At 40.2% G+C, this 25034-nt stretch carries 19 protein-coding genes, 3 pseudogenes and 1 riboswitch; of the genes and pseudogenes, 9 read left to right on the forward strand and 13 right to left on the reverse strand.

Going from position 1 to position 25034, the window contains the following annotated elements:
• Positions 1-8: 8 nt before the first annotated feature.
• Positions 9-191: pseudogene (locus tag ACE1CI_RS30175) on the reverse strand (Uma2 family endonuclease); the annotation flags it as partial.
• Between the two features lie 138 nt (positions 192-329).
• Here ACE1CI_RS30175 and ACE1CI_RS30180 point away from each other — a divergent pair.
• The 4 genes from ACE1CI_RS30180 to ACE1CI_RS30195 all read left to right on the forward strand — a co-directional run bounded on the left by ACE1CI_RS30180 (position 330) and on the right by ACE1CI_RS30195 (position 4690).
• Positions 330-1313 (forward strand): alpha-ketoacid dehydrogenase subunit beta, encoded by a 984-nt coding sequence (locus tag ACE1CI_RS30180; RefSeq protein ID WP_413266623.1) that lies wholly within the window; start codon positions 330-332, stop codon positions 1311-1313.
• A gap of 455 nt (positions 1314-1768) precedes the next feature.
• Positions 1769-3178, forward strand: coding sequence for a protein translocase subunit SecD (secD, locus tag ACE1CI_RS30185; protein WP_413266622.1), 1410 nt, complete (start codon positions 1769-1771; stop codon positions 3176-3178).
• Positions 3175-4161, forward strand: a complete 987-nt coding sequence (secF, locus tag ACE1CI_RS30190; RefSeq protein WP_413266621.1) for a protein translocase subunit SecF — start codon at positions 3175-3177, stop codon at positions 4159-4161. Before secD ends, secF begins: the two co-directional genes overlap by 4 nt.
• Positions 4162-4264: 103 nt before the next feature.
• Positions 4265-4690: a hypothetical protein gene (locus ACE1CI_RS30195; protein WP_413266620.1), complete on the forward strand. Its 426-nt coding sequence runs from the start codon at positions 4265-4267 to the stop codon at positions 4688-4690.
• Here ACE1CI_RS30195 and ACE1CI_RS30200 read toward each other — a convergent pair.
• Positions 4674-5315, reverse strand: coding sequence for a PEP-CTERM sorting domain-containing protein (locus ACE1CI_RS30200; RefSeq protein ID WP_413266619.1), 642 nt, complete (start codon positions 5313-5315; stop codon positions 4674-4676). The genes ACE1CI_RS30195 and ACE1CI_RS30200 overlap by 17 nt on opposite strands.
• A gap of 109 nt (positions 5316-5424) precedes the next feature.
• Between ACE1CI_RS30200 and ACE1CI_RS30205 the strand changes: the two genes are divergently transcribed.
• Complete coding sequence (locus tag ACE1CI_RS30205) at positions 5425-5961, forward strand: class I SAM-dependent methyltransferase (protein ID WP_413266618.1); 537 nt, start codon at positions 5425-5427, stop codon at positions 5959-5961.
• Here ACE1CI_RS30205 and ACE1CI_RS30210 read toward each other — a convergent pair.
• The 4 genes from ACE1CI_RS30210 to ACE1CI_RS30225 form a co-directional block, all read right to left on the reverse strand.
• Positions 5949-6755 carry a Nif3-like dinuclear metal center hexameric protein gene (locus tag ACE1CI_RS30210; protein ID WP_459564123.1) on the reverse strand — a complete coding sequence of 269 codons (807 nt, stop codon included), beginning with the start codon at positions 6753-6755 and terminating at the stop codon, positions 5949-5951. The genes ACE1CI_RS30205 and ACE1CI_RS30210 overlap by 13 nt on opposite strands.
• A 98-nt stretch (positions 6756-6853) precedes the next feature.
• A complete protein-coding gene (locus ACE1CI_RS30215) occupies positions 6854-8026 on the reverse strand; it encodes a PAS domain-containing protein (RefSeq protein ID WP_413266616.1) in 1173 nt (390 codons plus the stop codon).
• Positions 8027-8313: 287 nt separating this feature from the next.
• Positions 8314-10266: an ATP-binding protein gene (locus ACE1CI_RS30220; protein ID WP_413266615.1), complete on the reverse strand. Its 1953-nt coding sequence runs from the start codon at positions 10264-10266 to the stop codon at positions 8314-8316.
• Between the two features lie 658 nt (positions 10267-10924).
• Positions 10925-14083 (reverse strand): MFS transporter, encoded by a 3159-nt coding sequence (locus ACE1CI_RS30225; protein WP_413266614.1) that lies wholly within the window; start codon positions 14081-14083, stop codon positions 10925-10927.
• A 384-nt stretch (positions 14084-14467) separates the two neighbouring features.
• On the opposite strand from ACE1CI_RS30225, the gene ACE1CI_RS30230 reads away from it, so the two are divergent.
• Positions 14468-14671: a chlorophyll a/b-binding protein gene (locus ACE1CI_RS30230; protein WP_413266613.1), complete on the forward strand. Its 204-nt coding sequence runs from the start codon at positions 14468-14470 to the stop codon at positions 14669-14671.
• Between the two features lie 267 nt (positions 14672-14938).
• Positions 14939-15199: a hypothetical protein gene (locus ACE1CI_RS30235; protein ID WP_413266612.1), complete on the forward strand. Its 261-nt coding sequence runs from the start codon at positions 14939-14941 to the stop codon at positions 15197-15199.
• On the opposite strand, the gene ACE1CI_RS30240 is transcribed toward ACE1CI_RS30235, so the two are convergent.
• From ACE1CI_RS30240 to ntrB, 5 genes are all read right to left on the reverse strand, one after another.
• Positions 15155-16492 carry an ArsB/NhaD family transporter gene (locus ACE1CI_RS30240; RefSeq protein WP_413266611.1) on the reverse strand — a complete coding sequence of 446 codons (1338 nt, stop codon included), beginning with the start codon at positions 16490-16492 and terminating at the stop codon, positions 15155-15157. The genes ACE1CI_RS30235 and ACE1CI_RS30240 overlap by 45 nt on opposite strands.
• Positions 16493-16589: 97 nt before the next feature.
• Positions 16590-17294, reverse strand: coding sequence for a universal stress protein (locus ACE1CI_RS30245; protein WP_413268303.1), 705 nt, complete (start codon positions 17292-17294; stop codon positions 16590-16592).
• 25 nt (positions 17295-17319) lie between these two features.
• Positions 17320-18159, reverse strand: coding sequence for a nitrate ABC transporter ATP-binding protein (locus ACE1CI_RS30250; protein ID WP_496615926.1), 840 nt, complete (start codon positions 18157-18159; stop codon positions 17320-17322).
• Between the two features lie 23 nt (positions 18160-18182).
• A complete protein-coding gene (locus ACE1CI_RS30255; protein WP_413268305.1) occupies positions 18183-19613 on the reverse strand; it encodes an ABC transporter substrate-binding protein in 1431 nt (476 codons plus the stop codon).
• Between the two features lie 141 nt (positions 19614-19754).
• Positions 19755-20603, reverse strand: coding sequence for a nitrate ABC transporter permease (gene ntrB / locus ACE1CI_RS30260; protein ID WP_413268306.1), 849 nt, complete (start codon positions 20601-20603; stop codon positions 19755-19757).
• 85 nt (positions 20604-20688) lie between these two features.
• Positions 20689-20844: riboswitch (cyclic di-AMP (ydaO/yuaA leader) on the reverse strand.
• 253 nt (positions 20845-21097) lie between these two features.
• Here ntrB and ACE1CI_RS30265 point away from each other — a divergent pair.
• The gene (locus tag ACE1CI_RS30265) at positions 21098-21355 is read left to right on the forward strand and encodes a DUF1830 domain-containing protein (protein WP_413268307.1); all 258 of its coding nucleotides are present in this window, start codon (positions 21098-21100) and stop codon (positions 21353-21355) included.
• On the opposite strand, the pseudogene ACE1CI_RS30270 reads toward ACE1CI_RS30265, so the two are convergent.
• Positions 21338-21487, reverse strand: a pseudogene (locus tag ACE1CI_RS30270) (RNA-guided endonuclease TnpB family protein); the annotation flags it as partial. The gene ACE1CI_RS30265 and the pseudogene ACE1CI_RS30270 overlap by 18 nt on opposite strands.
• On the opposite strand from ACE1CI_RS30270, the pseudogene ACE1CI_RS30275 reads away from it, so the two are divergent.
• Positions 21484-21696: pseudogene (locus ACE1CI_RS30275) on the forward strand (IS200/IS605 family transposase); the annotation flags it as partial. The pseudogenes ACE1CI_RS30270 and ACE1CI_RS30275 overlap by 4 nt on opposite strands.
• 173 nt (positions 21697-21869) lie before the next feature.
• Here the strand turns inward: ACE1CI_RS30275 and ACE1CI_RS30280 are convergent.
• Entirely contained in the window at positions 21870-24593 is a 2724-nt protein-coding gene (locus ACE1CI_RS30280; RefSeq protein ID WP_496615927.1) for an HAD-IC family P-type ATPase, read from the reverse strand.
• Positions 24594-25034: the final 441 nt, after the last annotated feature.

Here is a 25034-nt window from a genome sequence, read left to right on the forward strand (position 1 = left end):
TTGTATTGTCAAGGATGAAAAGAGTCCGATCGCTCCCGGACAAAATCTGCGTGTTCTGAAGAATTTAAACCGGATTGTAAAACAGTTAAAACTTCAGCTAAATTACCTTGAATTAAAGCAGGGACAGCCAACCATAGACCAGGAAAAACTTCACTTTTAATTATCCCATTAGCATCGGGTTCTAAAGTTAAAGATTGGGGATGACAGGCTGACAGGCAAGATGCCTGTTCTACGGGTTCGTAACTGGACTGTCCGATCGCACTCCCAAATCTTTGCCACAAAAGGGTAAGATGAAGGTTTGACGAAACCAAACTCCTCTCTTAACACCAATGGCAGACACACTACTTTTTAATGCACTCCGGGAAGCTATTGATGAAGAAATGGCGCGAGATCCGGCTGTATTTGTCTTGGGGGAAGATGTAGGTCACTATGGCGGTTCCTACAAAGTTACCAAAGACCTGTATCAGAAATATGGCGAATTGCGGGTGTTGGATACCCCGATCGCAGAAAATAGTTTTACTGGGTTAGCAGTTGGGGCAGCAATGACCGGACTGCGCCCAATTATTGAAGGCATGAACATGGGTTTTCTGTTGCTTGCCTTTAACCAAATTGCTAATAATGCCGGAATGTTGCGTTATACTTCGGGCGGAAATTTCAAGATTCCAATGGTGATTCGTGGTCCGGGTGGTGTAGGTAGACAATTAGGTGCGGAACATTCTCAGCGTTTAGAAGCTTATTTCCAAGCAGTTCCGGGTTTAAAAATTGTCGCTTGTTCCACTCCTTACAATGCGAAAGGGTTACTGAAATCTGCTATTCGTGATGAAAATCCAGTGCTATTTTTTGAGCACGTTCTGTTATACAACTTGAAAGAAAATTTGCCAGAAAAAGAGTACTTGCTGCCTTTAGATAAAGCGGAAGTAGTGAGAAAAGGTGAAGATGTGACAATTTTGACTTACTCGCGGATGCGTCATCATGTGTTGCAAGCGGTAAAAACTCTGGAAAAAGAAGACTTCGATCCAGAGGTAATCGATCTAATTTCTCTTAAACCTCTAGATATGGAAACAATTGGTGCTTCTATCAAGAAAACCCATAAGGTAATTATTGTGGAAGAGTGCATGAAAACTGGCGGTGTTGCAGCAGAGTTAATTGCTTCAATTAACGATCGCTTTTTCGATGAATTAGACGCGCCTGTATTGCGGCTTTCTTCCCAAGATATTCCTACTCCTTACAATGGAATGTTAGAGCGTTTAACCATTGTTCAACCGGAACAAATTGTTGAGGCTGTGCAGAAAATGGTGGCGCTTAGAGTTTAAGTTTTTTAACATAACACCCGCAAAAGAAAGCTATCATGGCATTAATCTGCGCGGGTTTTGTTATGGAAAAACCAAGTAGTTTATCGGCTCTGAGTCGGAACTGCTGAATGTGAGTTGCAACACTAGATAATAACTCAAGTTGCTAGTTACAAGTCTGGCTCTTTCTTAGCCCCCCTTGAGTAAGGGGGGTTGGGGGGATCTAAACCTAGTAATCATAAGCGAAGATCTTAACACTACCCCCCTTACTCAAGGGGGGAACAAGAAAGAATTAATAACTAGCAACTTGCGTTAATAGTAATCATTGGTGGAATGTAACAATTGAATTCGATCGCGAAGGAGCCCAAAAGTTTGCTCAATTAACTAAAAGTGTGGTGCGAATTCAACAATACCATAAGTTTTTCGGACAAAATTAACAAAAGAACGCTATTATAGCATTTATCTGTGCGGGTTTTGTTATGGGTAGTAAACAACGTCCCTTATTAGCTGTTATTTTTGTTCTTGTTATCGCTGCGATCGTAGTTCTGGTGCAGTTTCCTCTCCGTTTGGGGTTAGATTTACAAGGCGGTTCGCAACTGACGCTGCAAATTAAGCAGACCGATCAGAAAAGACAAATTACTGAGCAAGACCTAGAAGCGATCCAAAATGTAGTAGAAAAACGGATTAATGCTTTAGGTGTTTCGGAAGCTGTGGTACAAACTGTGGGTAACAATCAGTTATTGGTGCAGTTACCAGGCGTGAAAGACCCCCAAGAGGCGGAAAGGGTTTTGGGTGGTACGGCGCAGTTAGAGTTTCGGCAACAGGCGAATAAGCCAGAAGTTGAGGCGCAATTACAGGTAAGACGAATTGAGCTAGCTGCGCTACAACAAAAACAAGCTGAGTTGGCAAAAGGTAACGATTCAGCGGCGAGATCTCAAGCAGCTGCTCAGATTAAACAAAAGACAGCAGAAATTCAAGCCCTACAATTACAAATTTATGAATCTGTAGGATTGACTGGGAAAAACTTAACCAATGCTGCACCACAAACTGACCAAGCTAATCAGTGGAATGTGGCGATCGAGTTTGATAATGAAGGGGGAGAAAAGTTTGCTAAATTAACTAAAAATATTGCGGGAACTGGACGATCAATTGGTATTTTCTTAGACAATCAATTGATTAGTAACCCAATAGTAGAAGCTCAATATGCTAACACCGGAATTGTTGGTGGTCGAGCGGTAATTAACGGCAATTTTAATACCAAAGCAGCTTATGAATTGGCTGTACAATTACGAGGCGGTGCTTTACCTTTCCCTGTGGAAGTAGTCGAAAACCGGACGGTAGGCGCAACTTTGGGAAGAGACAGTATTCAGAGTAGTATTTACGCTGGGGTTGTCGGTTTAGTTTTAGTGTTAATCTTCATGGTGGTTTACTATCGATTACCGGGAGCGATCGCAGATATTGCCCTAATGATTTATGCTTTGCTAACCTTAGCAGCTTTTGCTTTATTAGGCGTGACTTTAACTTTACCAGGAATTGCTGGTTTCATTCTCAGTATAGGCATGGCAGTAGATGCTAACGTGCTAATTTTTGAAAGAACCAGAGAAGAATTACGGGCTGGTAAAACTTTATATCGCTCTGTAGAATCAGGTTTTTATCGAGCATTTTCCAGCATTTTAGATAGTAATGTCACAACTTGGATCGCCTGTGCTGCCTTATTTTGGTTAGGTACTGGTTTGGTAAAAGGTTTTGCTTTAACGCTGGCAATTGGGGTGGCGGTGAGTATGTTTACAGCTATTACTTGTAGTCGCACCTTAATGATGTTGGCAATTACAATTCCTGAATTTCGGAAACCAGAATTGTTTGTGCCGAAAACTGAGGTGGTGCGATGAAATTATATGTAAGTAAAAATCGGAATAAATGGTGGTTGTTATCTGCTATTGTCCTGATTAGTGGACTAGTTGCCATGTTGATTTCTTGGGCAACAATTGGCGCACCACTGCGTCCAAGTTTGGATTTTGTTGGTGGGACAAGGCTACAATTTGAGCTAGATTGTTCCCAACCAAATAATTGCGATAAACCAATTAATATTGCAGATGTTCGACAAGTTGTTGAGTCGCAAGGTTTACCATCTTCAAGTAGTATTCAGTTAGTGGGAAGCGATCGCAATGGCTTTTCCATTCGCACTAAATATCTAAATGTAGATGAACGGACTAAACTGCAATCAGCATTACAAGAAAGAGTAGGTAGATTTGACCCGCAAAAAACCTCGCTCGATACCGTTGGGCCTACAATTGGTAGACAACTTTTTGCTTCTGGTTTAATAGCGTTACTAGTCTCTTTTGCCGGAATTACTGTTTACCTGAGTTTTAGATTTCAGTTTGACTACGCTGTATTTGCTTTAGTGGCGTTGGTACACGATGTTTGGTTAACTTGTGGGGTTTTCGCCATCTTGGGTTTAGTTTTAGGTGTAGAAGTCGATAGTTTATTCTTAGTAGCTTTGCTGACAATTATCGGCTTTTCAGTTAACGACACGGTGGTAATTTATGACCGAATTCGAGAGATTATTGCTAAAGATGGAAATCGTCCGATCGGTGACATTGTAGATGATGGCGTAAATCAAACTTTAACCCGATCGATTAACACCACATTGACCACTTTGTTAACCTTGTTTGCTATCTTCTTGTTTGGTGGTGAAAGCCTGAAATACTTCGCTTTAGCCTTAATTATTGGCTTTAGTACAGGTGCTTATTCCAGTATTTTCATTGCTAGTACTCTATTAGCTTGGTGGCGAGAAAGAACTGGCAGAGGAATTCCGGCTATGGCAACAAGTGGCAAACAAATTGATACTACGCCTAATTCGGAAGAAGTTTAAATTAGGTAAGTACGTTGTTGTGCTTTAGCACTCTTATTACCCATGTCGATAAGTAGCGCCCAAGCGCAACAACGTACCCTAAGTAGCTACTTGAGTTAATAGAATGATGAAAAAAGATGAAGATAACTTAGAAATAATAAATGCCCAAGCCGATCCAAATTTTGCGGCACAAGTAGAACGACTATTAGAACTTACAGTTTATGGTAGATGGTTATTTGTAGTTTTTCTGTGGCTAACTGTTGGTAGTTTAAGTTTGTGGGCTTTGCGTGACGAAATTGCCCTATTACAACAACATTTTACTTGGGTTGCTGTTAGATATGGTTTAGCATATAATCGCTTACCTGCGATGGGGTTGGCTTTATGCGTGGGAATGACTGTGGCAGTAATGATTTGGCAAAGCCGCAATATGTTAATAGGAATGCCACCAATAGAAAAACGACGCTTAGAACAACAAGTGTTCCGCATTCGCCAACAAGGGAAAAGCCATCCTTTATGGAATTTCGTTTGTCAGCCTAAGAAGGGCGGTTAATTTGACGCAAGCGAGTTGTTAACATTATTCCACCAACTAAGATTAAACCAGCGATCGTTGCAGGTTCAGGAACAGAAGTAGTTGCTTCATCAGTAGAAATCCTAACTTTAAAGTCATTGAAATCAATAAATTGAGTTTCAGAACGGTCTTCAAAAGCAACCAATACGGGATTAAGATTTGGATTATTTCCACTAAATTGTGCTTGAGTGCCAAATCCTAAAGATGTATCATTTAAGGCTGTGGTGGAATAGACGGTAGGTTCACCTTCACTTAAAAGCGCCAAAGAATATTCCGTATCTTTGAGGAAGGTAAAGGTAGCATTACAATTAGGAATAGCTGAACTACCTGTTCCACAAGTGCTGGTAAAATCGTTAGCTTCCGAGTCGAATGGTTGGGTTTCTTGGAACAGGGAAGTAAAATTTTGACTCGCTACATTATACACACCCAAGTTTGACAAATAACTACCTTGGGCGCTAACAAACTGAAAATTTGCGTTAGTATCTCGGTCAAATTTAATGCCTGCGGTGCTAAATTCTATCACTGCGGCTTGGGTGGGAGATGCAGCCAGAGTGAGGATGCTTCCTGTTACTAAACTGAGGTAAGTTAAAGTGGATTTTATGGGCATGATTTTCCATTTTGAGATAAGTCGATGCCCTACAAAGTCTATAAATTATTGATGGGCTTCTCCTCTGCCTTTTGGTAGATTATCAAATCGCTGTTTTTTCATCGAGTTTATGAATAGAAAAGCTATTAGAAAAGAATATGAAGAATATAGCGTGCAGGGTTTTTATGAAAGGTTTGGTGATGAATATAGAAACCCGCATGAAGCTATAATTAAGCGGGTTATAGAAGAGTCTGTTAATCAATGGCAACTAAATTGTCAGCAAGTTTTAGATTTGGCTTGTGGGAGTGGCGAAGTTACTCTGGCTATGCAAAGTTTGGGTGTGACTAATATTGATGGGATCGATCCTTATACTTATAACGCTTATTTTGAACGCACAGGTAAACAGGCAGAAATTTATACTTTTGAGGATATTGCGGCTGGTGTTTTAACGGGCAGAAACTACAGTTTAATTGTGTGCAGTTTTGCTTTGCATTTAGTCTCCCAATCCCGTTTACCTTTGCTACTTTATCAATTGAGTTTGATTGCGGATACAATGGTGATTGTTACACCGCACAAGCGCCCACAGTTAAAGGCAGAATGGGGTTGGATATTTTTAGATGAGATTACGATCGAACGGGTGCGGGCTTGGTTGTTTCAAACTCCGTAAAACCAGCGAAAATCTTCATCCTTTTCACTCAGTTTCACCCATTCTACGCCTAAGTTTTGGAATTTTTGCACTAAGCGATCGCAAGCTGGTCTTTCTGTGGCATAATGTCCAGCATCGATTAATATTAAATTGCGATCGCGTGCTTCTTGAAATTGATGAAACTTGCAATCCGAAGTTAAATAAACTTGCGCCCCTGTTTTCACCACAGCAGAAATAAAACTCGCACCCGAACCGCCTAAAACCGCGACTCTGCTAATATTTTGCTGCAAATCTACCCCAGGGGAAAAGATTAAATCTGGCGGCGAAAGGCGAGTTTTAATTTGCGACAGTAACTCTTGCAACGTTAAACTTGGTGATAAATTTCCTACTCTTCCGTAACCTAATCCTTCTTGAGTTGGCGTAATGGGAGTTACTTCTTTTAACTCTAAAATTTGCGCCAAAACATCAGCTGTGCCATCATTAACTTGATCGAAATTTGTATGAGCAGTATAAACACCAATTTGATGAGTAAAAGCTAATCTCACCATTTCCGAAATTGGGTTTCCGCTGCGAATTGATTTTAATGGACTGAAAATTAATGGATGATGAGCGAAAATTAAATTAATATCAATACCTTGGTTACGCAGCGAAATAGCTTCTTCCATCACCGCCAAAGTTGGAGTTAAACATATCAAAACCCTTGCTGGTGCATCTAAAACTCCTGGTTCAATTTGCCAACCGCAATTATCCCAATTTTCTTGCCATGCAGGGTTAGCCCAATTTTCCCACCAATTGATTAATTCCGCAATTTTCATAGTTGACATCGATCGTTGGTCATTGGTCATTGGTCATTGGTCATTCGTCAATGGTAAACAGGTTAGCAATTGACAAATGACAAAGGACAAATGACCAGTTAAAAGTTAGGATTCTTAATTATAATATGCGATTTACAGTCAAAGGTGATTTCTCCTTGTTGTTGCAACATACTAAGTAAGCGGGTGACAGTAACTCTGGTGGTACAGCAAGCACTAGCCAAATCTTCATGGATTAAACGCACGCTTAAGCGTATTCCTTCGGCTACGGGTTCACCAAATTCTTGTTGTAAAAGTCGTAAAAGATTACGCAATCGGTCCTTGACTAATTTTTGACCGGAAATTGCTAACATTGTTTCTGTTTGTTTCAATCTCTGACTGATTTTAGGAAATAAACTTTGGCATAAGTTGGGATAATTATTAACATCTGATAAAGAAATAGAAACTAATTCCACTGTTTTGGATAAAGCAGTTGCTTGGTAAGCTTGTAATGAGGTGAGACTGGAACCAAAAACCATTTCTCGTCCAGCAAATCCAATCAACACTTCTTCGCCATTTTCGGTTATTGTGGTTAGTTTGACTAATCCTTCTGTGACTAGCCAAATTACGTCCTTGGATAGAGGAATAACTTCTCCTCTGTTGTATATAAAGGAACGGCGATCGAATTGGATATCACTATAATTGGCTGGTATATGGTTAAGCGATCGCTTTTCTTGAGAAATATCGCGCAACAACCAACGCAATTCGATTAAATTACCAAGATGATCGAACAAAGGTGCTAACCGCAAAGCTGCGTCAAACTTTTCCCCGTTACGCGGCTGAATGCTCACTTCTATTTCTTGAATGCGGTCTTGATTTTGTAATTTATTCAGTTCGCTACGAAATCTCAAACGGTCTGATTCGACAACGAAAACTACTAAAGGTTTCCCAAGTAAAAACCTCTGCGGTACATTAAAAAACTTGCAAGCTGCACGATTAGCCTCTCGGATCGTTCCCCCTAAATCAGTGACTACCTGAGCATCGGGTGTAAAATCAAACAAATTTTCATACCGCTGCCTTTCTGCCTCTATCCTCATCCTTGTGGCAGCAAGTTCTTCATTTTGAATCATTAGTTCATCTACAGCTACTTGTAATTCTTCGGAAATCACTCCCAGTTCTTTTAAGGCTTGGGCTAACATCTGTGATTGTGATGAACCAACGCCAGCATCTCGAAAAAGTTGATGTAGTCTGCTATTGACTGTTTCTACTTGCCTGGTGAAAATATCAACGTTCATAATTCTGGTTAGCTTAATCGACTTAGCCTTACAAACAATATAAATTGTATTTTTTCACTTAAAAACTAACTATTGGTAGATGTGCTAGCAAAGTTTATTTTGCAAAAAAAAAATAGATAGAGGTAGTCTCAAATGCTCTAACAGCCGACTATACAGCCGTTTATCACTAAATTTTAAAATGTTTCCTTTTGCTAAATTCACCCCATTTTCTTAAGGTTTTTTTAACATTCTCTCTACTTTAATTATTCACATACGAAATATTTTATAGAGGGGTTATACTCAGCAAATTATTCAGATTGGCTGATGGGTAGCTCAATTAAAAACTTTGCACCTTCGCCTAATTTCGAGTGACATTCTATTTTTCCACCATGTTTTTCGGTGATAATTTGCTTACTAATAGATAACCCCAAACCTGTGCCTTTACCTACGGGTTTGGTAGTATAAAATGGTTCAAACAGTTGGGGCAAGTTTTCTTCAGCTATACCTTGCCCATTATCAGCAATGCAAATTCTTACTCTGTTTTTATCGACAACTTCTGTACCGATCCAAATTGTTGGTGCTGGTAAATTTGGATCGTTTTGTTTGATTCTTTTTTCTAAAGCATCAATGGAGTTACCTATTAAATTGATAAATACTTGGCTAAGCTGCCCCAAGGCACATTTAACATGAGGTAATTCCCCGTAATTTTTAATAATTTGAATTTCTGGAAACTCGCCTTTTGCTTTCAGCCGATGATGTAAGATTAACAGTGTACTATCAATTCCTTGGTGAATATCTGCCAACTTCTTTTTCCCTTCATCCATGCGGGAAAAGTTGCGTAAACTCAAAGCAATTTCCCGAATGCGTTCCGAGCTAGCCGACATTGCTGACATAATTCGTGGTAAATCTTCTTGGATGTAATCAAACTCTATTTCGGATTTTTTAGCAATTATTTCTGGTGTTTCTTCGCTAAGAATTTGCTCGTAAATAGCTAATAATTCTAATAAACCTTGCACGCATTGAGTCAGACAAGGTAAATTATTAGAAATCGAGTTGACTGGGTTGTTAATTTCATGAGCTACACCAGCTAATAATTGCCCCAAAGTTGACATTTTTTCGGTTTGAATTAATTTCGCTTGGGTTTGTTTGAGTTGGTGCAAAGTTGTTGCTAATTCAGTTGCTTGTTTTCTCAGTTTAGCTTCTGAGTGACGCAAAGCTACTTCGGCTTGTTTACGTTCTGTAATGTCTTCAACTGTACCTTCGTAATAAAGCAAACTGCCTTTTTCGTTATAGACGGCACGGGCATTTTCCGAAATCCAAATAATGCTACCATCTCGGCGATAAACTTGCGATTCAAACTGTGATACTGACCCATTTTTTTCTATAGCAGCTACAAATTCCTTACGGCGATTAGGCTCAATATAAAGTTGTCTATCAATATTAGTGATGCTGTGAATCATTTCCTCTGGGGAGTTGTAGCCATAGATACGTGCTAGGGCAGGATTAACACTTATATATTGACCATCAAGTGTAGTTTGAAAAATTCCATCGACAGCATTTTCATAAATACAACGATACTTAATTTCAGCTTGCATAAGTGCTGCTGTTAATGATTCATGAATTTCTGATTGTGCTGTCATTAAATTATGTACATCTAATATTTGGTATTCGCCTTGTTCGTTTTCCACAGCTATAGGTTCGTAAAGTAATTCTGGCGATCGTTGTAAACTCTGCTTGGCAGCTTCTACGATCGGAGTATTAATTGGTAAGATTATAGTCGGTTTTTTAATTAACTGGTAAATGGCATTAATGGGAAATTTAGAAAATAACTGCCAACTATGAGGACGACTCATATATTCAAAAAAGAGCCTGCGGGAAATTATCCCGACAAACTGACGATCTTGAGTAATAATTACTCCCGGAAGTATAGCATTAGCCTTAAAAATTTTCACTGCTTCCCCTACGGGACAATTCCATTCAATTTGAGAGGTGTACAGCTTTAATTCTTCTAAAGTAGACTGAGGAAGCAACATCCCTTTTTGGTTAGCTAAAATATTTGGCTGCGGAAAAACAGGCACCTTTTTTCGATCGTTAACTACTTCTTTCATCTGCTGGTGCCGATAAATAAGGTTTTTATATTCTAGGTTAGCGTTTTCCGCAGTTTGATTATGAGTTTTTTGGCTCAATTCTAATTCTTTCGGTTGCGTTATCTGATAACTGTCATCTTCTTCATAGCTGTGATGCAGCCTTCTTCCCATCATACACCCGAAATTATACTTATATGACGAAACAATTATTGATTTGAAGACCCAAAATTTGTGTGATCTAGCTCACTAATAGGTTGTGACTTAAATCTATTTAACTCTAAATAAAAGTAGTAGTTTACATCGCAAATAATTATCTAAATATTTTCCCAATTTCTCTGGAAATCTCCCGGATTTAATATCAAATTAATTGAAGATAGCTAGTTTACCTGCGATGTAAGATACAGAAAGAAATCAGTGTTTCACTGCTTACAACCGAAAAACTCCTCAATTTAAAATTAATACCTGAAGGAATCATCTATCAAAGGACAGATAAGAGGCTATTCTCTCAGCAACAATATAGTGAAGACAGGGCAACGAGAAACTCAGATTTTGCTCCACTTTTGCAGGTAGAACCTCCCTCTCCCTCGTTGCCAGGTTCAACCAGGCAACGAGAAACAGAGGCTCCGCCTCTTACCTCTCCCTTGTTCTATGGTTGAACCATAGAACGAGAAATGGTACGTTACGTTAACACTAACGCACCCTACAAATAGAGGCTTTGCGTAAGTCCTATAACTAATAAAAATGCCTCTCTTTGGGAGAGGCATTTACTTATTCAAATTGGTTTTTTGGTAAAGAGGAGAAAATTGATTTCATCTTCTCCTGTGCTCCTCTGCTAGAGAGAGGGAACGGCGATGAAGCCAGCTACAGCGGCGCAAATGGCGGAAACAAAGGCGGTGCCGAATAGCCACCAAGCGGCGTTGCGGGCGGCTTTGCGGGTTTCTTCGGCGCTTTTGGCGGCTTGTCGCTTCACGTCTTCGACGCGGCGTTGCGCTTCTAGTTGGATGCGTTCAGCGCGTTGCAGGACGGTGTTACGTGCGCCTTCAATTTGGTCGATAATGCGGTTAGCGTCGGCTTCGCTGATATCTTCGCGGGAACTGAGGATGGCGACTGCGGTATCGCGGTTAAAGTGTCCTAGTCGATCGCGAATCGCATCAAATCCAGCTTGCGGGTCGTCAAACAATTTCCGCACATCTCGCTTGATACCGTCGTAGTTGAGTTCTGGACGATCGAGCGAGTTTAAATAGTTGCGAATGCGAGCAAAAATGCCATCAATCACATCTTGAATCCGGCGTTGAATACTCCGCACTTGTTCGACAAACTGATCGCGAACGGAGATAATTTGATCGACAATTCTGGTGGCTTCCGCTTCCGAAATATCGGGACGTTGCGACAACAATCTAATTAAGGTGTCGCGATCGATCCGAGAAATGCGATCGCCTAAACTATCGATTCCGGTGCGCGGATCGTGCAGCAACAAAGAGAAATCTCGCTTGATACCTTCGGGATTTAAAGCATCTTTGCCAGTGTTCCGCAAGTAATCTTCCAAAGTATCTTGAAAATCTTGAATTCTGGCTTGAGTTCTTTGTGCTAATCGGCGCGGTGCTCTGATAATGCTGCGAATATTATCTTGGATTTGATCGATAACTTGATTTACTTGTTCTTCGCTCAAATCTTGACGTTGACTGAGCAATTTTACGAGTGTATCTCGATCGACTTGAGATAATCTTTCGCGTAGTGCGATCGATCCTTCTTTCGGATTAGCAAATAGTGTCTGCAAATCCCTTCTGATGCCTTCGGGATTGAGCTCATCTTTGCCAGTATTTCGCAGATAATCTGCGATCGCAGTTGTGACGCGATCGTATTGTTCTTTAGTTTTATCTGCTGCGATTTGCGGTGCATGAGTTACACCACTCCAAATAGACTGCACTTGATCGATAATTTGATTGGCTTGTTCTTCGCTCAAATCTCGACGTTGACTGAGCAATTTTACCAGCGTATCGCGATCGAAACGTGACAATCTAGCACGAATTAAAGGTAATGCAGCATTGGGATTACTTAACAGAATAGTTAACTCGCGTTTGATCGAGTCAGGATTCAATTCTTCCTTACCAGTATTCCGCAAATAAGATTCCAAATTCAGCCACAATGCTTCCGCTTGCGCCTTAGCTTGATCTTGAACTTTTTGTGCTTGAGAAAGTACACCATTACGGGTATTTTCTAAATCACTAACAATTCTTTCTGCTTCCTCTGGCGTAATATCTCGTCGCTGACTGAGGAGTTGCACAAAGGTATCGCGATCGAAGTGAGAAAGGCGATCGCGTAATTGATCGTATCCCGCTTGCGGATCGTCAATTAAAGTGCGGAAATCGCGCTTAATTCCTTCTGGATTTAACTCATCTTTCCCAGTATTTCGCAGGTAATTTTCTACTCTGGTACGGACATCTTGATTTTGTTCTGTTCCCTCTGCTGTTTGCACTTGGGTAAGAACTTCCAGACGAATTGCTTCTAATTGATCGGCAATTTCATTTCTGCGAACGGGAGTGATATCATCTCTTTGTTGCAGTAAATTCAAAAAGTCCGATCGACTCAATCTTTCCAATTGACGACGCACTGCACCCGGATCGGCTTCAGGATCGTAAATTACCTGTCTAAATTCGTGGTTAATTGTTTCCCGATTAAGGTGCCAGGGATAGGAATTTAACAAGTAATTTTCCACATCCAACCTAATAGTATTAGGTGTGCTGGGAGGAAGTCCGGGAACGTTGTCTCTTACCTGAGAAGTAATTTGACTTGCGCCACTGGCAACTTGATCTCTAGCGTTTTTTAACCGATTCAAAATGGCTTCAATATCCAAATCTGAAAGGTCGGTTCTGCCTAATAATACTCCCATTGCGGTGTTCATGCCATATTGCACTGCTTGCTGCATGAAACCGGGAGTTTTTTCAGTTTGTTCTTGAGTACTTTGCTTCTGTTGACGCATTTCATCAATTAATGTGTCAAGTTTGGCGTTTAACTCTGGCGATCGCAATTCATTAGTTTGAGCAGATTTCAGATAATTGATTAATTCACCCATGACATCACGTTGGGGATTTAATCTATTAACTGTTTGTTTCCAAGAATCTTCTAATGTATCGACAATCCGATTAACATCTCGCTTAGAAAGTGCTGTATTATTTCCCACCAAATCTACAAAAGTTTGACGGTTAATTCTGCTTAATCCTTCGCTACCTGCGAGCGCTGCTAATCTTGGATCGTTGAGTGCATTTTCAAATTCCCGGCGCAGTTTTGGGATATCTAATTCTGGCGGACGTAAGGTTTGCAAATAATCTTCCAAATTTTCTCTTATGGTGATTGGATCGATCGCATTCCCAATTTGTCTCCCCACCGCAGCAGCAGCGGCTTCTGCGGTGGAAACTACTTGATTAGAAGCAGCTTTTGCACCTAAAGCAGCAGCAGCAGTACCGACAATTGATTGAAAACCAGAAGTCGCAGTATTAATTACTGAACCAATTAAAGAACCTACCGCACTAGAACTAGCCCAAACCAGTAATAATAAGTAAGCTCCCCAAATTGTTAAGCCAATAATTGCTCCCAAAACTGGGCTAGTAACTAGGCTTAATTTAACTGCTAAGAAACTAGCAATTAGCACTGCTAAACTGACAGTTATTAATGTGGCTAATCCCAGCCACCAACTAATTTTCTTAACTGTAGTGCCTAAGCTGTCAGAATCATCATTACGACGGCGATCGGAATCGGAATCTGTTTCCCGACCTAATAAATAAGCTACGCCAAAGTTGGTTAATAGAAATTGAAAAGCAAAAGCAATTAATACTCCAGAAATTAAAGCTGCAAAAAATTGTGGCCCGGAAAATACCAATGCTGCTCTTTCTGGGGCAACTACTGGTTGAGTAGGTCTAACTGGTACTACTATTTGAGCCAACCAAAATGGCAGCTTATTTAATCCGGGCTGCATATTCAAAAATTCAATCATAGATAATTTACCTCTTCTTATGAATGCTATTACATCGAATTTTAGATGACACAGCTAAAAGCTTTATACTTTAGCAAAAACTTATGTCATATCGCTTAGATTCGCTGAATACCAGTATCAAAAGCATCTCTCTCAGGTCTGAAATTTTATATCGGAAGTGAATATAGAGACAAAATGCTTAACCTTTAATCAACAAATTGTAAATTCAAATACCAGGTGATAAACTTTCTATTTTCTCACTTTCTATAGATAGAGTTTTCTATTAAGAAATAACTCTTTAAGATCGACCTTGAGATAGTCTAATCTCTGTATCTAAAGACAGACTACTTGGTATTTTGCGATCGCTACTATGAGTGTGTAAGCAATTGTTAAGGACTGTTAAGCATGGAAACTCGCACTCCTACCGATTTACCACCCGTAGCTACCGCTTATAACGGTAAAGACCGTAACGCTTTCTTGTTTGGCTGGAATCCTCAAGCCGAACTGTGGAATGGTCGTTTAGCTATGATTGGCTTTTTAGCATATTTACTCTGGGATTTAGCCGGATACAGCGTATTGCGTGACGTACTCCACTTTGTTGGATACTAAGTTACATTTGCGGCGTGTCCTGTTTTCATAGACTCATTAAAATCTAACCTCCTCTCTTTTACTGACGACTAAATTATATAAGTCGTCAGTTTTTTGGCTTATTTGGTCTATCGTGTAATCCATAAATCCTAAAAATCCCGATCGAGTTGGGGTTGTAATTTTGAGAATTTATATCCTCTGCAAGTCATATAACTGTTGATAGTTTTATTACAGTTGTAAATTAATAAAAATTGTTGTGTAGGAGGTAGATTAATGAGGTAAGGTGAGGTGAAATTTCCTTGGCACAATTCATTACCAACAAAGGAGTATGCCAAAAGTAGGGTAGTTGTTTACTATTATCAAGGGCAATGGGTTCCGATTATGTTTCATCAATTAGGGGATGCGATCGCTCTCCATCGCAAAGCCAAAAAACAGGGAAAAGAACTATTTATTTTCCCTCCTGATGTTAACCCTAAAGATATCCAAGACACTTCTTATTTAGACTTAAATCAAAAATCGGATAATTACATACAAACTCGCCGCAATTAACTGTAACATCATCACCGGAATGCCATAATGTAAAAACCTTTTAAAAGAAATGCGACGACCATGTAATTCCGAAATTCCCGCAGCCACAATATTAGAAGAAGCGCCAACTAAAGTACCATTTCCCCCTAAAGTTGCGCCAAACATCATCGCATAAAATAACGGCAAAACTTCGCTAGGAAATTGTCCAGTAAAATTTTGTGACAACACTTCTGGCGCAGCTAAACCCACATTAACTACATATTGTTTCAGTAATGGTACCATTGCCACTACTAAAGGAATGTTAGGCACAACGCTAGAAAGTAGACCGACTAAAAACAAAATAACTATTGAACCAAGAGCAATATTTTTGCCTAAAACTACTGCTAATACTCCTGATAAACTGCTCACAACTCCGGTTTTTTCCAATCCTCCAATTAAAACAAAGATACACATGAAAAATATCAACGTACTCCAATCTACATCTCGCAAGATGTTATTGACAGTATCTATTTTGCTATGGTGAGAAAGTAGCAAAGCTAAAGCCGCACCCAACAAGGCAACTGTAGCAGGAGAAAGGGGAATTGGTAAACTTTCCCCAATTACGAAAAATATTAATACAAAAGCTATAATCAAACTTCCCACAGCTAAAATGCGGGGATGATTAATTTGTGGGTGCGGTAATTGTTCTAAATTATCTAACTTTTTTTGCCAAATTTTACGGAATAAAAATGGCAAGGTTGCTACTACTGTAAGTACAGCAATTACACCACCTAAACTTAGGCGAGTTAGGTAATCTGTAAAGCTAATATTTACCGCATCACCCACAATAAAAGTTGCTGGATCGCCAACAAGAGTTAATAATCCTGCACTATTAGCAATGAACACCATTAAAATTAACAAAGGAACAAAATCTACTCCTACTTCCTGTGCCATTGGTGGCACTAAAGGTGCTAGTAACATTACTGTGGTAGCGTTTGGTAAAACGGCACAAATAGGAGTAGTAATAGCAACAATACCCAACAACAAACGATTTCCTCTACCTTTAGCTAATACCACTATTTGCGTAGCTAAATAATCAAAAACCTTCGTGGGTTCAAAGGCTCTTACTAATACCATAACGCCAAAGAATAAACCCAAAGTACCGTGACTCTGGCTGATATATCCAATGGCTTCTGTTAAAGTCATGACATTAAATAATACTAGTATCAATGCACCTAAAAATGCAGCAATTGTTAGGTGCATCCACTCTGTCATAACTAAGAAAATTACACCGACAAATGATGCGGTGGCAACTATAGCTTGCCAGTTTTCCATAAATTACCTCTGTCTTAACAGTATGTTGTTGCGCTTTAGCGCTCTTAGTAAAACTAGGATAAGAGCGCTAAAGCGCAACAACGTACAATTATATAATTTAGCAACTTGCGTTAATAGAATCGGGAATTCCTAGCACAGGACAACGGAATTTAGCACCGAGTTTATGCACAAGGAGGTGCTTGGTAGAGTGACAACCTAAAAATAGTAAATCCGCTGCTTCAGATTCCACAACTTTTGCCAATTCTTCAGCTACAGAACCGATGCGTAAATGCGCGATGAAATCATCTCCCCATTCTTCTACTAAATAACGCGCTTGCCATAAAATTTGGTCTGCTTTCTCAAAGATAGAAGTTCGGGAACAAGTGATTGGTATCGGGCGAGATTTTGTGGTTGTTTGCCGATCGCTCATTGCCAAAGCCTGAATTTTTGGTTTAGCTAACTCAGTGGTGACAGATTTTAATACTGACTCTGTAGGAAATTTCCAGGAATTACTACAAATTGTGTAATTACTAGTAAAGTTTTTTAACTTACTGTTTCCTTCGTTATCAATCACATAGACAATTTTTACACTCACTTGTTTGTTTGTTGCCAAACTAGTTTGATGAGCCATCAACAGGCTAATATCTAAAGCTGTATGACTGCTGGGAGAACCGCTATAACCAACAACAAAAGTTAAGGAATTATCAGATTTAGTTGTTGATGCAGCTGAAGACTTTCTCCCTGGCAGCAATATCATTTGCTCAACCAAATCATCTCGACCAACTGCGCTTTGAAAGCGGACTAACATTGGTTTGATATTCACCAGCTTTACCTCTCGTAATGAATTTCTACTCGTCTTGGGTGAAATAACGATCCAAAAAGTTTAAGGCGTGATTTCGCAGTTCAAAATATTCCTTTGTTTCGCGGATTTCTTGTCGATTACGTGGGTGGGGAAATGGTACCTCCAAAACCTCTCCTATTGTAGCAGCAGGGCCATTAGTCATCAAAACGATGCGATCGGACATATAAATCGCTTCATCCACATCATGGGTAATCATCATTACCGCTTGTTTGTGGTTTTCCCAGATATCAAGTACCTGCTTTTGTAACTTACTTTTAGTTAGAGCGTCAAGGGCTCCAAAAGGTTCATCCATCAGTAACATTTTAGGGCGAGTAGCTAAAGCTCTTGCAATACCAACTCTCTGTTTCATTCCCCCAGAAATTTCATCAGGATATTTATCTGCTGCGGCAGTTAAATTCACCATTGCCAGATGTTCGTTGACGATGCTAATCTTTTCAGACCTTTTTGCATCTTTCAGGACTTCATCCACTGCTAAACGAATATTTTCCCGTACAGTTAACCAAGGAAGCAGTCCATAATGTTGAAAAATCATCATGCGATCGCTACCTGGTTTGCGAATTTCTCTCCCTTCCATTCGCACCGATCCAGATGTTCCTCTTTCCAAACCAGCAACTATTTTTAGTAAGGTTGATTTGCCACAACCAGAGTGTCCAATTACCGAAATAAATTCATCTTCTCCGACTGTTAAATTCACCCCATTAAGTACGACAAATTCACCGCGATCGGCAGTGGGGTAAGACTTAACTAAATTGCTAATTTCTAAAAATCCATAATCGGATAAAGAAGGTTCGTAAGCATTGCTGTAAACAGAGTTAGACCTAACCATTGGATGCTCCTGAAATTGATTAATTAGGACATGAAAATGTTAGTTGGACTGTTAGCTCGAATGTCAAAACTATTGAGATAACCAACCGGATCGCTGGGGTTGAATTCTTTATTGTCTATAAATACAGCGGCTGGCTCAACCTTGTAATCTTCCTGGGGACATTGAATTCCCATTTCTGTTGCTATCTCCCGATAGAGGTCGGTTTTCCAACCTTTACGGGCTAATTGTTCGGCGTTTTTGGGAAACTCTTTTATCTGTCCCCAACGTGCTGCTTGAGTCATTAACCAAATACTTTCTGACTGCCACAAAAAGGTTGAATGATCTCCGGTAATTCGGGCAAGATTAGCAGGTAAATCGAAGAAAATTGTTGTATCTTCTGAGTTGACAATTCGCTGTTTATCATCAAAACCGCCGTAATTATAATCGCCCACAATTGCGGGTCTGGTAAATTTATCGATCGGTCCCTTTTTAGGTTTCGCCCCCGTAAAAGATCGGTCTGTAATTAATTGAGCAACTTCCTGGCGATTTTCCGGTTTACTGCAATATTGACAAGCTTCAATCATTGCTTTTACCAGCGATCGATAAGTCTTTGGGTAATTGGTAATAAAAGATTCCATTACCCCTAAAAGGCGATCGGGATGTCCTTGCCAAATTTCCTTACCTTGAGCAAAACTAAAACCGACTCCTTCGTTACCTTTAATTGCCCTAGTATTCCAAGGTTCCGCTACCATGTAAGCTTGCATTGCCCCAATTCTCACATTAGTCACCATCTGCGGTGGGGGTACAATAATAATCCGAAATTCTGCCAGAGGATTTACTCCCGCAGCTGCCGATAAATAGCGAACAAAGTATTCGTAAATCGCAGAACTTAACACCACAGCCCAAACTTTATTTTCGGCAGATTGACTTTCAAAATATCTGCGAAAATCTCGTCCAAATGTTTGCAAGTCACCGTTATAATCGCGCCAAGGACGAATGCCAAAATCCCACATCGATCGATTCATTGTCATCGCGTTTCCGTGACGATGAATTGTCATTGCGGCGCAAAGTGGGGCGTGACGTGCGCCTTCTGCACCAATTCTGGCATTAGTTACCGCACCAGATACCACAGGTGAAGCGTCAAGTCTGCCAAAAATAATGCCGTCGCGGGAAGTTGCCCAACTAGCTTCGCGGTTGAGGGTGACGTTTAAACCATATTTGCGAAAGAAACCTTTTTTCCAAGCGATCGCAAATGGCGCACAATCATTTACGGGAACATACCCAACCGTAATATTTGGTTTTTCTAAGCTTTTAGGATCGACAACTGGTTGAACTGCTAATGCTTCTTCGGTTAATCCTTTCGCAGATCGATCGCCCGAAATTGCACAAGAAGACAACGCCATTCCCGCAGCAGTCGCACCCATTCCCAACAGAAAATCTCTGCGATTCCATGAGAACTTTTCGGTGTTACCCATAACTCAACTCCACCGATAATTAATTGATTTGTTATTTGTTATTTGTTATTTGTCATTTGTCATTTGTGAGAATTTTTGAGTCATGATAAAAACCAATGACTAATGACCAATGACTAATGACCAATGACTAATGACCAATGACTAATTTGCCGTTCTAGGACGATGCGTAACTAATTCCTGAATTTTGCTCAATGCGAAATCTAGGAGTAGTCCTGTTACACCAATTACTAACACTGCGAGAAACACAGAACTCAGGTTTAACCGACTCCATTCATCCCAGACAAAGAAGCCAATACCAACTCCACCTGTGAGCATTTCCACTGCCACAATTACCAGCCAAGCAATCCCTAAACTGATTCGCAATCCGGTAAAAATGTAGGGCAAACTTGCTGGCAAAATAATCTTAGTAATCCGTCGCCAACGGTTCATTTCTAGCACTCTTGCCACATCAATATAATCTTTAGAAACGCTAGAAACTCCCAAGGCAGTGTTAATAATTGTCGGCCACAAAGAGGTAATGAAAATCACAAAAATCGCTGATGGATCTGCCAAGTTGAAGATAGCTAAAGCGATCGGTAGCCAAGCTAAAGGCGATACAGGTTTAAAAATCTGAATCAACGGATTGAGGGCTAACATTGCAGACTTAGACATTCCGATTAAAAAACCCAAAGGAATCGCCACTACTGCACCTAATAAAAATCCCCACAATACCCGTCTTAAACTTGCCAATAATAACCAACCAATCCCCAAATTTCCGGGGCCACGCTGATAAAAAGGATTGAGTATGTAATCTAAATTCGCCACCAATGCTTCCGGTGGAGTGGGCATTAATTCACGGTTGAAAAGTGCCACAATCCACCATAAAATAATTACGCCGAGAAATCCAAGGGCAGGCAGTAAAACCACATCTCGCACGACGATCGGTTTAGCGCGTCGCCAAGCTGCCTGTCCAGCGACTGCGATCGCAGACAGATTTAAATTTATAGCCATAGTGTCACAAGCGGGTACAAAATTACTGAGCAGTACCAGCCAAGAACACTGATGAGTTCAGAAAACTAAAAAAATTTCTAACTCTTCAGTCTCCTCTCGTTGCCTACGAAGTTAGCTGACGGGCTAGGAATGAGAGTTATCCTTCTCTGCCTATCTCCTCACAAAAAATGGCAGAAATGCGCCCCAAAATTTGGTTCCTCCGCTCCAGGCTTACTAGCCTTAGATTAGGCTGACTTACTCAAATCTTCCGAATTTTAGCATTGCAGTTGACAGAATGCAAGTCTACCTTTGGTATTAAATCAAACAAAAACAATCATTCTAAAGCTGGATGATTTAAATTAAGAATCTTTATGTTTTCCGGGATTGTATGCCTGGTTACTGTTTAATTCAATATTGACCTCTATCCCTAGCTAGATTCTGGGTTCACAGCCAAGTTGTTAGGTTAGCTATAGGGTGTTTAAATACTCTTTTCACCTTTTTTTGTGCCAAAAAATATGATAGAAACTTTTGAAGCAACGTTAGCAAATACAGTCGAAGAACTTTTGTGCTTTTATACCAATGATAGTACAGAAATGCAAATTATTCGCCTTGAAAATAACCCAAACTCTAAGTTAGAGCGTATAGTTTTTCCTAGTGAAAAATTGTTATTTGTCGGAGAAGAAAAAGCCCAGCTAGAAATTTACACTGGCAATAAGGGCAAGGAAATTTTGTTTGATACTATCCCTTGCGCTAGCTTACGAGTTGAGAATTGACACTCTCACCGCTAACCGCTCCAGCGGTGTAGCGGGAGATTCTTGCTTCTCAGAAACACGCTTTTTGGTACAAGTACCAGCGAGTCTTACTGTTTCTCCACAAGCTTGAATTTCTGCTTGTCCAGCAGTATCTACTAATTGACTACAAACCAGATAAACCGCTTTCAACACTAATCGGAAATATCAAAACAGTGAGTAGTAGATTAATCCGCAAAGAGTTCCCTTGGTTGGCTAAAAAATACTTCTACAACAAGCCTTATTTTTGGACTGGTGCGTATTTTGTGGCTAGTTGTGGTGGTGTCACGGTTGAGCAATTAAAGAATTACGTTGAGAACCTTTGAACTTCCAAAACAATGATTCGCTACGCTCAATTTTATATTGGTCGCAATTCATCTCCCGTTACAGCTTCGCTGTAACGGGAGATGAATTGCTCCATTAAGATAGAAATGTACGTTGTTGCGCTTGGGCGCTATTACCTCTAGGATAATAGCGCCCAAGCGCAACAACGTACTCATTAGTTTGGTGGATCGAAGCGGTTGACAAAGGCAGCGATCGCAATCATTGGTAAACTCACGCCCAAACAAATCAACCATTGATCTAAATTCATTGGTGCAGTCTTAAATACATTGTTGATAAACTCAGAATTGGCGAAGATAATTTGCAAAATTACAGCGACGATAATCCCAGCAGCTAAAGCAGGCGCACCGCTAACCTTTTCCTTCGATCCATTGAATTTAGCCATCAAAGAAGGCACTAATTGACTAATACTGAGTAGATAAAATATTCGTCCCATTACTAACGATTGAATTGCCATAGTCCGAGCTAATTCTATACTACCCCAAGGTGCTTGACGTACCCATTCAAACATACCAAAAATCAGCGTCCAGTTGTAGAGAGAAATTGCCAAAATTCGCTTAATTCGATTTACCGTCAAGAAAGGTTCATTAACCGGACGTGGTGGGCTTTTCATCACACCTACTGACTTTGGTTCAAAGGATAAAGGCACAGTCATTGTGATGGAGTTGAGCATATTTAGCCAGAGAATTTGTAGCGATAAAATGGGCAATTCTCTACCCAACAAAGTACTAATTAAAATTGTCATTGATTCCCCACCATTCACCGGGAGGATAAAGCAAATTGCTTTCAGGAGGTTTTTATAAACCGATCGCCCTTCTTCAACCGCAGATCCGATCGAGGCAAAGTTATCATCAGTTAATATCATATCTGATGCTTCTTTTGCCACTTCCGTACCACTTCCCATCGCAATACCGATGTCTGCTTGCTTCAAAGCGGGGGCATCATTTACCCCATCTCCTGTCATAGCGACAATCTCACCTTTTGATTGCAAAGCTTCAACAATTCGCAGCTTTTGTTCGGGTGCAACACGGGCAAATACACTACCTTCTTCTACCGCATTTGCTAGTTCCGAATTGCTCATTTCTGCAAGTTGGGCACCCGTGTAAGCAATCACTTTTTTATTTTTGCGAAATCCCATTCTGCGGGCGATCGCTTGGGCGGTAGTAATGTGATCGCCAGTAATCATTTTTACTTGAATTCCGGCACCTTGACAAGCGTGAACAGCTGCGATCGCTTCCGGGCGAGGCGGATCGATCATCCCTTGCAAACCAATAAAAATTAACCCCGTTTCAATATCTGGATGATCCACCTTTTCTTGAGTTGTTGGCACAGGTTTTTTAGCAAAAGCTAGCACCCGCAAACCATTTTTCGCTAAGTCATTAACTCGCTGTTCAATAAGTTCCTGATTTACAGAAGTTTCATTTCCTTCTGCATCTAACGCTGAAGTACAACGCTTGAGAATTGACTCTGCTGAACCTTTAATAAAAATCACATTTCCAGTGCGGTTTTTATGCAGCGTTGCCATATATTGAAACTGCGATTCAAAGGGAATCGAATCTAAGCGCGGATACAATTTTTCCACAGCTTGCTGAATCATTCCTGCTTTCGCCCCAGCACTAATTAACGCCCCTTCAGTTGGATCTCCAACTACTACCCAATTACCATTTTTCTGTTCTAAATGCGAGTCATTACATAACAAACCAGCTTTCAAACATTCTTCCAAAGTGGGATTTTTCTTTAAATCAACTGGTTGTTGATTCAACAGAATTTTCCCATCTGGATTGTAACCTCTTCCAGAAACAGTGAAGGGTAAACCTCCAACCAAAACTCCTTGCACTGTCATTTGATTTTCAGTTAAAGTTCCCGTTTTATCCGAACAAATGACAGTTGCGCCACCCAAAGTTTCCACTGCTGGCATTTTCCTCACAATGGCATGACGACTCGCCATTCGGTTTACTCCAACCGCTAATGTTACGGTAATTACTGCTGGTAAACCTTCAGGAATTGCGCCAACAATTAAAGCAACTGCTGCTTCTACTGCATCATTAAAACTTCTTTGCCCTAACCCAACTGCAAAGGTTAAAGTTGCCATAAACAACACAAAAAACAACCAATTTTGGCTAAATTGATTGAACTTGCGAGTTAAAGGTGTAGTCAGGTGAACTCGTTCATCTAATAATTGGGAAATCTTGCCAGTTTCGGTGTTATTTCCAGTAGCGATAACTACACCAGTTCCTTGCCCAAAGGTAACAAAACCGCCTGCATAAGCCATGTTGTCCCGTTCGGCTAAAGGAGTTTCGGGTGGTAAAAGTATTTCGGAAACTTCCTTTTCTACAGCTACAGATTCCCCAGTTAAAGCTGATTCATCAATTTGTAAATCCCTGATTTTCAGTAAACGCAAATCAGCCGGAACTTTATCACCAGATGTAAGTAAAACAATGTCACCAGGAACTAATTCTTCTGAGGAAATGCGGAGTTTTTTCCCATCCCGAATTACAGTAGCTTCGGTTTTTACGGCGGAAGCTAATGCGGCGATCGCACCCTCCGCCTTCGACTCTTGCACAAAGCTAATTATCGCGTTAGTAGTTGTAACCCCCCAAATTACTCCCGCATTTATCCATTCACCAAGAATTGCTTTAATTGCCCCCGCACTTAATAAAATAATTAATAGGGGTTGATTAAACTGCAAAATAAACTTTAACCAAGCAGGTTTTCCTTTCTTCGCAGTTAGTTGATTTAGCCCATATTCAGCTTGTCTTGTAACTACTTTTTCATTACTTAAACCATTTTCTAAGTCTGTATCTAATAAATAGAATATTTTATCTTCTGGTAAACTATGCCACTGTTGTTGAAGTAATTCCTGTTTATCGATCGCCAACATACTGCCCTCTTTAAAGCTTTATAAATAGCTTCAAATCTGGCATTAAAGCTTATATGAAACTGAAATGAGAAACTTCTTAAGTACTAAACAACAAAAAAACAGGGTTTTTCCCTGTTACTTGTCAACGGCTGAAAACATTTTTGGTGGAGTACTAGTAAACTAGTTATTTGTCCATGTACGCTTGCATTTACTTTTTCATGGTCAAACTTAAGATTACATAAGCAAAAACGAAGTCTGCCTTTGCGCTTCGATATTTTGCTCTAGCCATCATCAGCAATGCTGACATTTTGGTAGTGATGATAGATTTCCCTCTCAGAGTAGCCCTCTCCGATCGGCTATCATCTTTAATTTTGCGCTTGGTTTTTAAGATATATATGAGAACTACATGAGAAAGTTCTCATGAAATTTATCACCAAACAACCTAAACTATTGCTAGAGAAA

The sequence above is a fragment of the Floridaenema flaviceps BLCC-F50 genome (assembly GCF_041929275.2).
Classification (GTDB): Bacteria; Cyanobacteriota; Cyanobacteriia; order Cyanobacteriales; family Aerosakkonemataceae; genus Floridanema; species Floridanema flaviceps.

What these genes read in the sequence shown, in the direction of transcription:
- ACE1CI_RS30180 (WP_413266623.1), top strand. Translation starts at nt 330, where the DNA reads ATGGCAGACACACTACTTTTTAATGCACTCCGGGAAGCTATTGATGAA.
- secD (WP_413266622.1), top strand. Translation starts at nt 1,769, where the DNA reads ATGGGTAGTAAACAACGTCCCTTATTAGCTGTTATTTTTGTTCTTGTT.
- secF (WP_413266621.1), top strand. Translation starts at nt 3,175, where the DNA reads ATGAAATTATATGTAAGTAAAAATCGGAATAAATGGTGGTTGTTATCT.
- ACE1CI_RS30195 (WP_413266620.1), top strand. Translation starts at nt 4,265, where the DNA reads ATGATGAAAAAAGATGAAGATAACTTAGAAATAATAAATGCCCAAGCC.
- ACE1CI_RS30200 (WP_413266619.1), bottom strand. Translation starts at nt 5,315, where the DNA reads ATGCCCATAAAATCCACTTTAACTTACCTCAGTTTAGTAACAGGAAGC.
- ACE1CI_RS30205 (WP_413266618.1), top strand. Translation starts at nt 5,425, where the DNA reads ATGAATAGAAAAGCTATTAGAAAAGAATATGAAGAATATAGCGTGCAG.
- ACE1CI_RS30210 (WP_459564123.1), bottom strand. Translation starts at nt 6,755, where the DNA reads ATGAAAATTGCGGAATTAATCAATTGGTGGGAAAATTGGGCTAACCCT.
- ACE1CI_RS30215 (WP_413266616.1), bottom strand. Translation starts at nt 8,026, where the DNA reads ATGAACGTTGATATTTTCACCAGGCAAGTAGAAACAGTCAATAGCAGA.
- ACE1CI_RS30220 (WP_413266615.1), bottom strand. Translation starts at nt 10,266, where the DNA reads ATGATGGGAAGAAGGCTGCATCACAGCTATGAAGAAGATGACAGTTAT.
- ACE1CI_RS30225 (WP_413266614.1), bottom strand. Translation starts at nt 14,083, where the DNA reads ATGATTGAATTTTTGAATATGCAGCCCGGATTAAATAAGCTGCCATTT.
- ACE1CI_RS30230 (WP_413266613.1), top strand. Translation starts at nt 14,468, where the DNA reads ATGGAAACTCGCACTCCTACCGATTTACCACCCGTAGCTACCGCTTAT.
- ACE1CI_RS30240 (WP_413266611.1), bottom strand. Translation starts at nt 16,492, where the DNA reads ATGGAAAACTGGCAAGCTATAGTTGCCACCGCATCATTTGTCGGTGTA.
- ACE1CI_RS30250 (WP_496615926.1), bottom strand. Translation starts at nt 18,159, where the DNA reads ATGGTTAGGTCTAACTCTGTTTACAGCAATGCTTACGAACCTTCTTTA.
- ACE1CI_RS30255 (WP_413268305.1), bottom strand. Translation starts at nt 19,613, where the DNA reads ATGGGTAACACCGAAAAGTTCTCATGGAATCGCAGAGATTTTCTGTTG.
- ntrB (WP_413268306.1), bottom strand. Translation starts at nt 20,603, where the DNA reads ATGGCTATAAATTTAAATCTGTCTGCGATCGCAGTCGCTGGACAGGCA.
- ACE1CI_RS30265 (WP_413268307.1), top strand. Translation starts at nt 21,098, where the DNA reads ATGATAGAAACTTTTGAAGCAACGTTAGCAAATACAGTCGAAGAACTT.
- ACE1CI_RS30280 (WP_496615927.1), bottom strand. Translation starts at nt 24,593, where the DNA reads ATGTTGGCGATCGATAAACAGGAATTACTTCAACAACAGTGGCATAGT.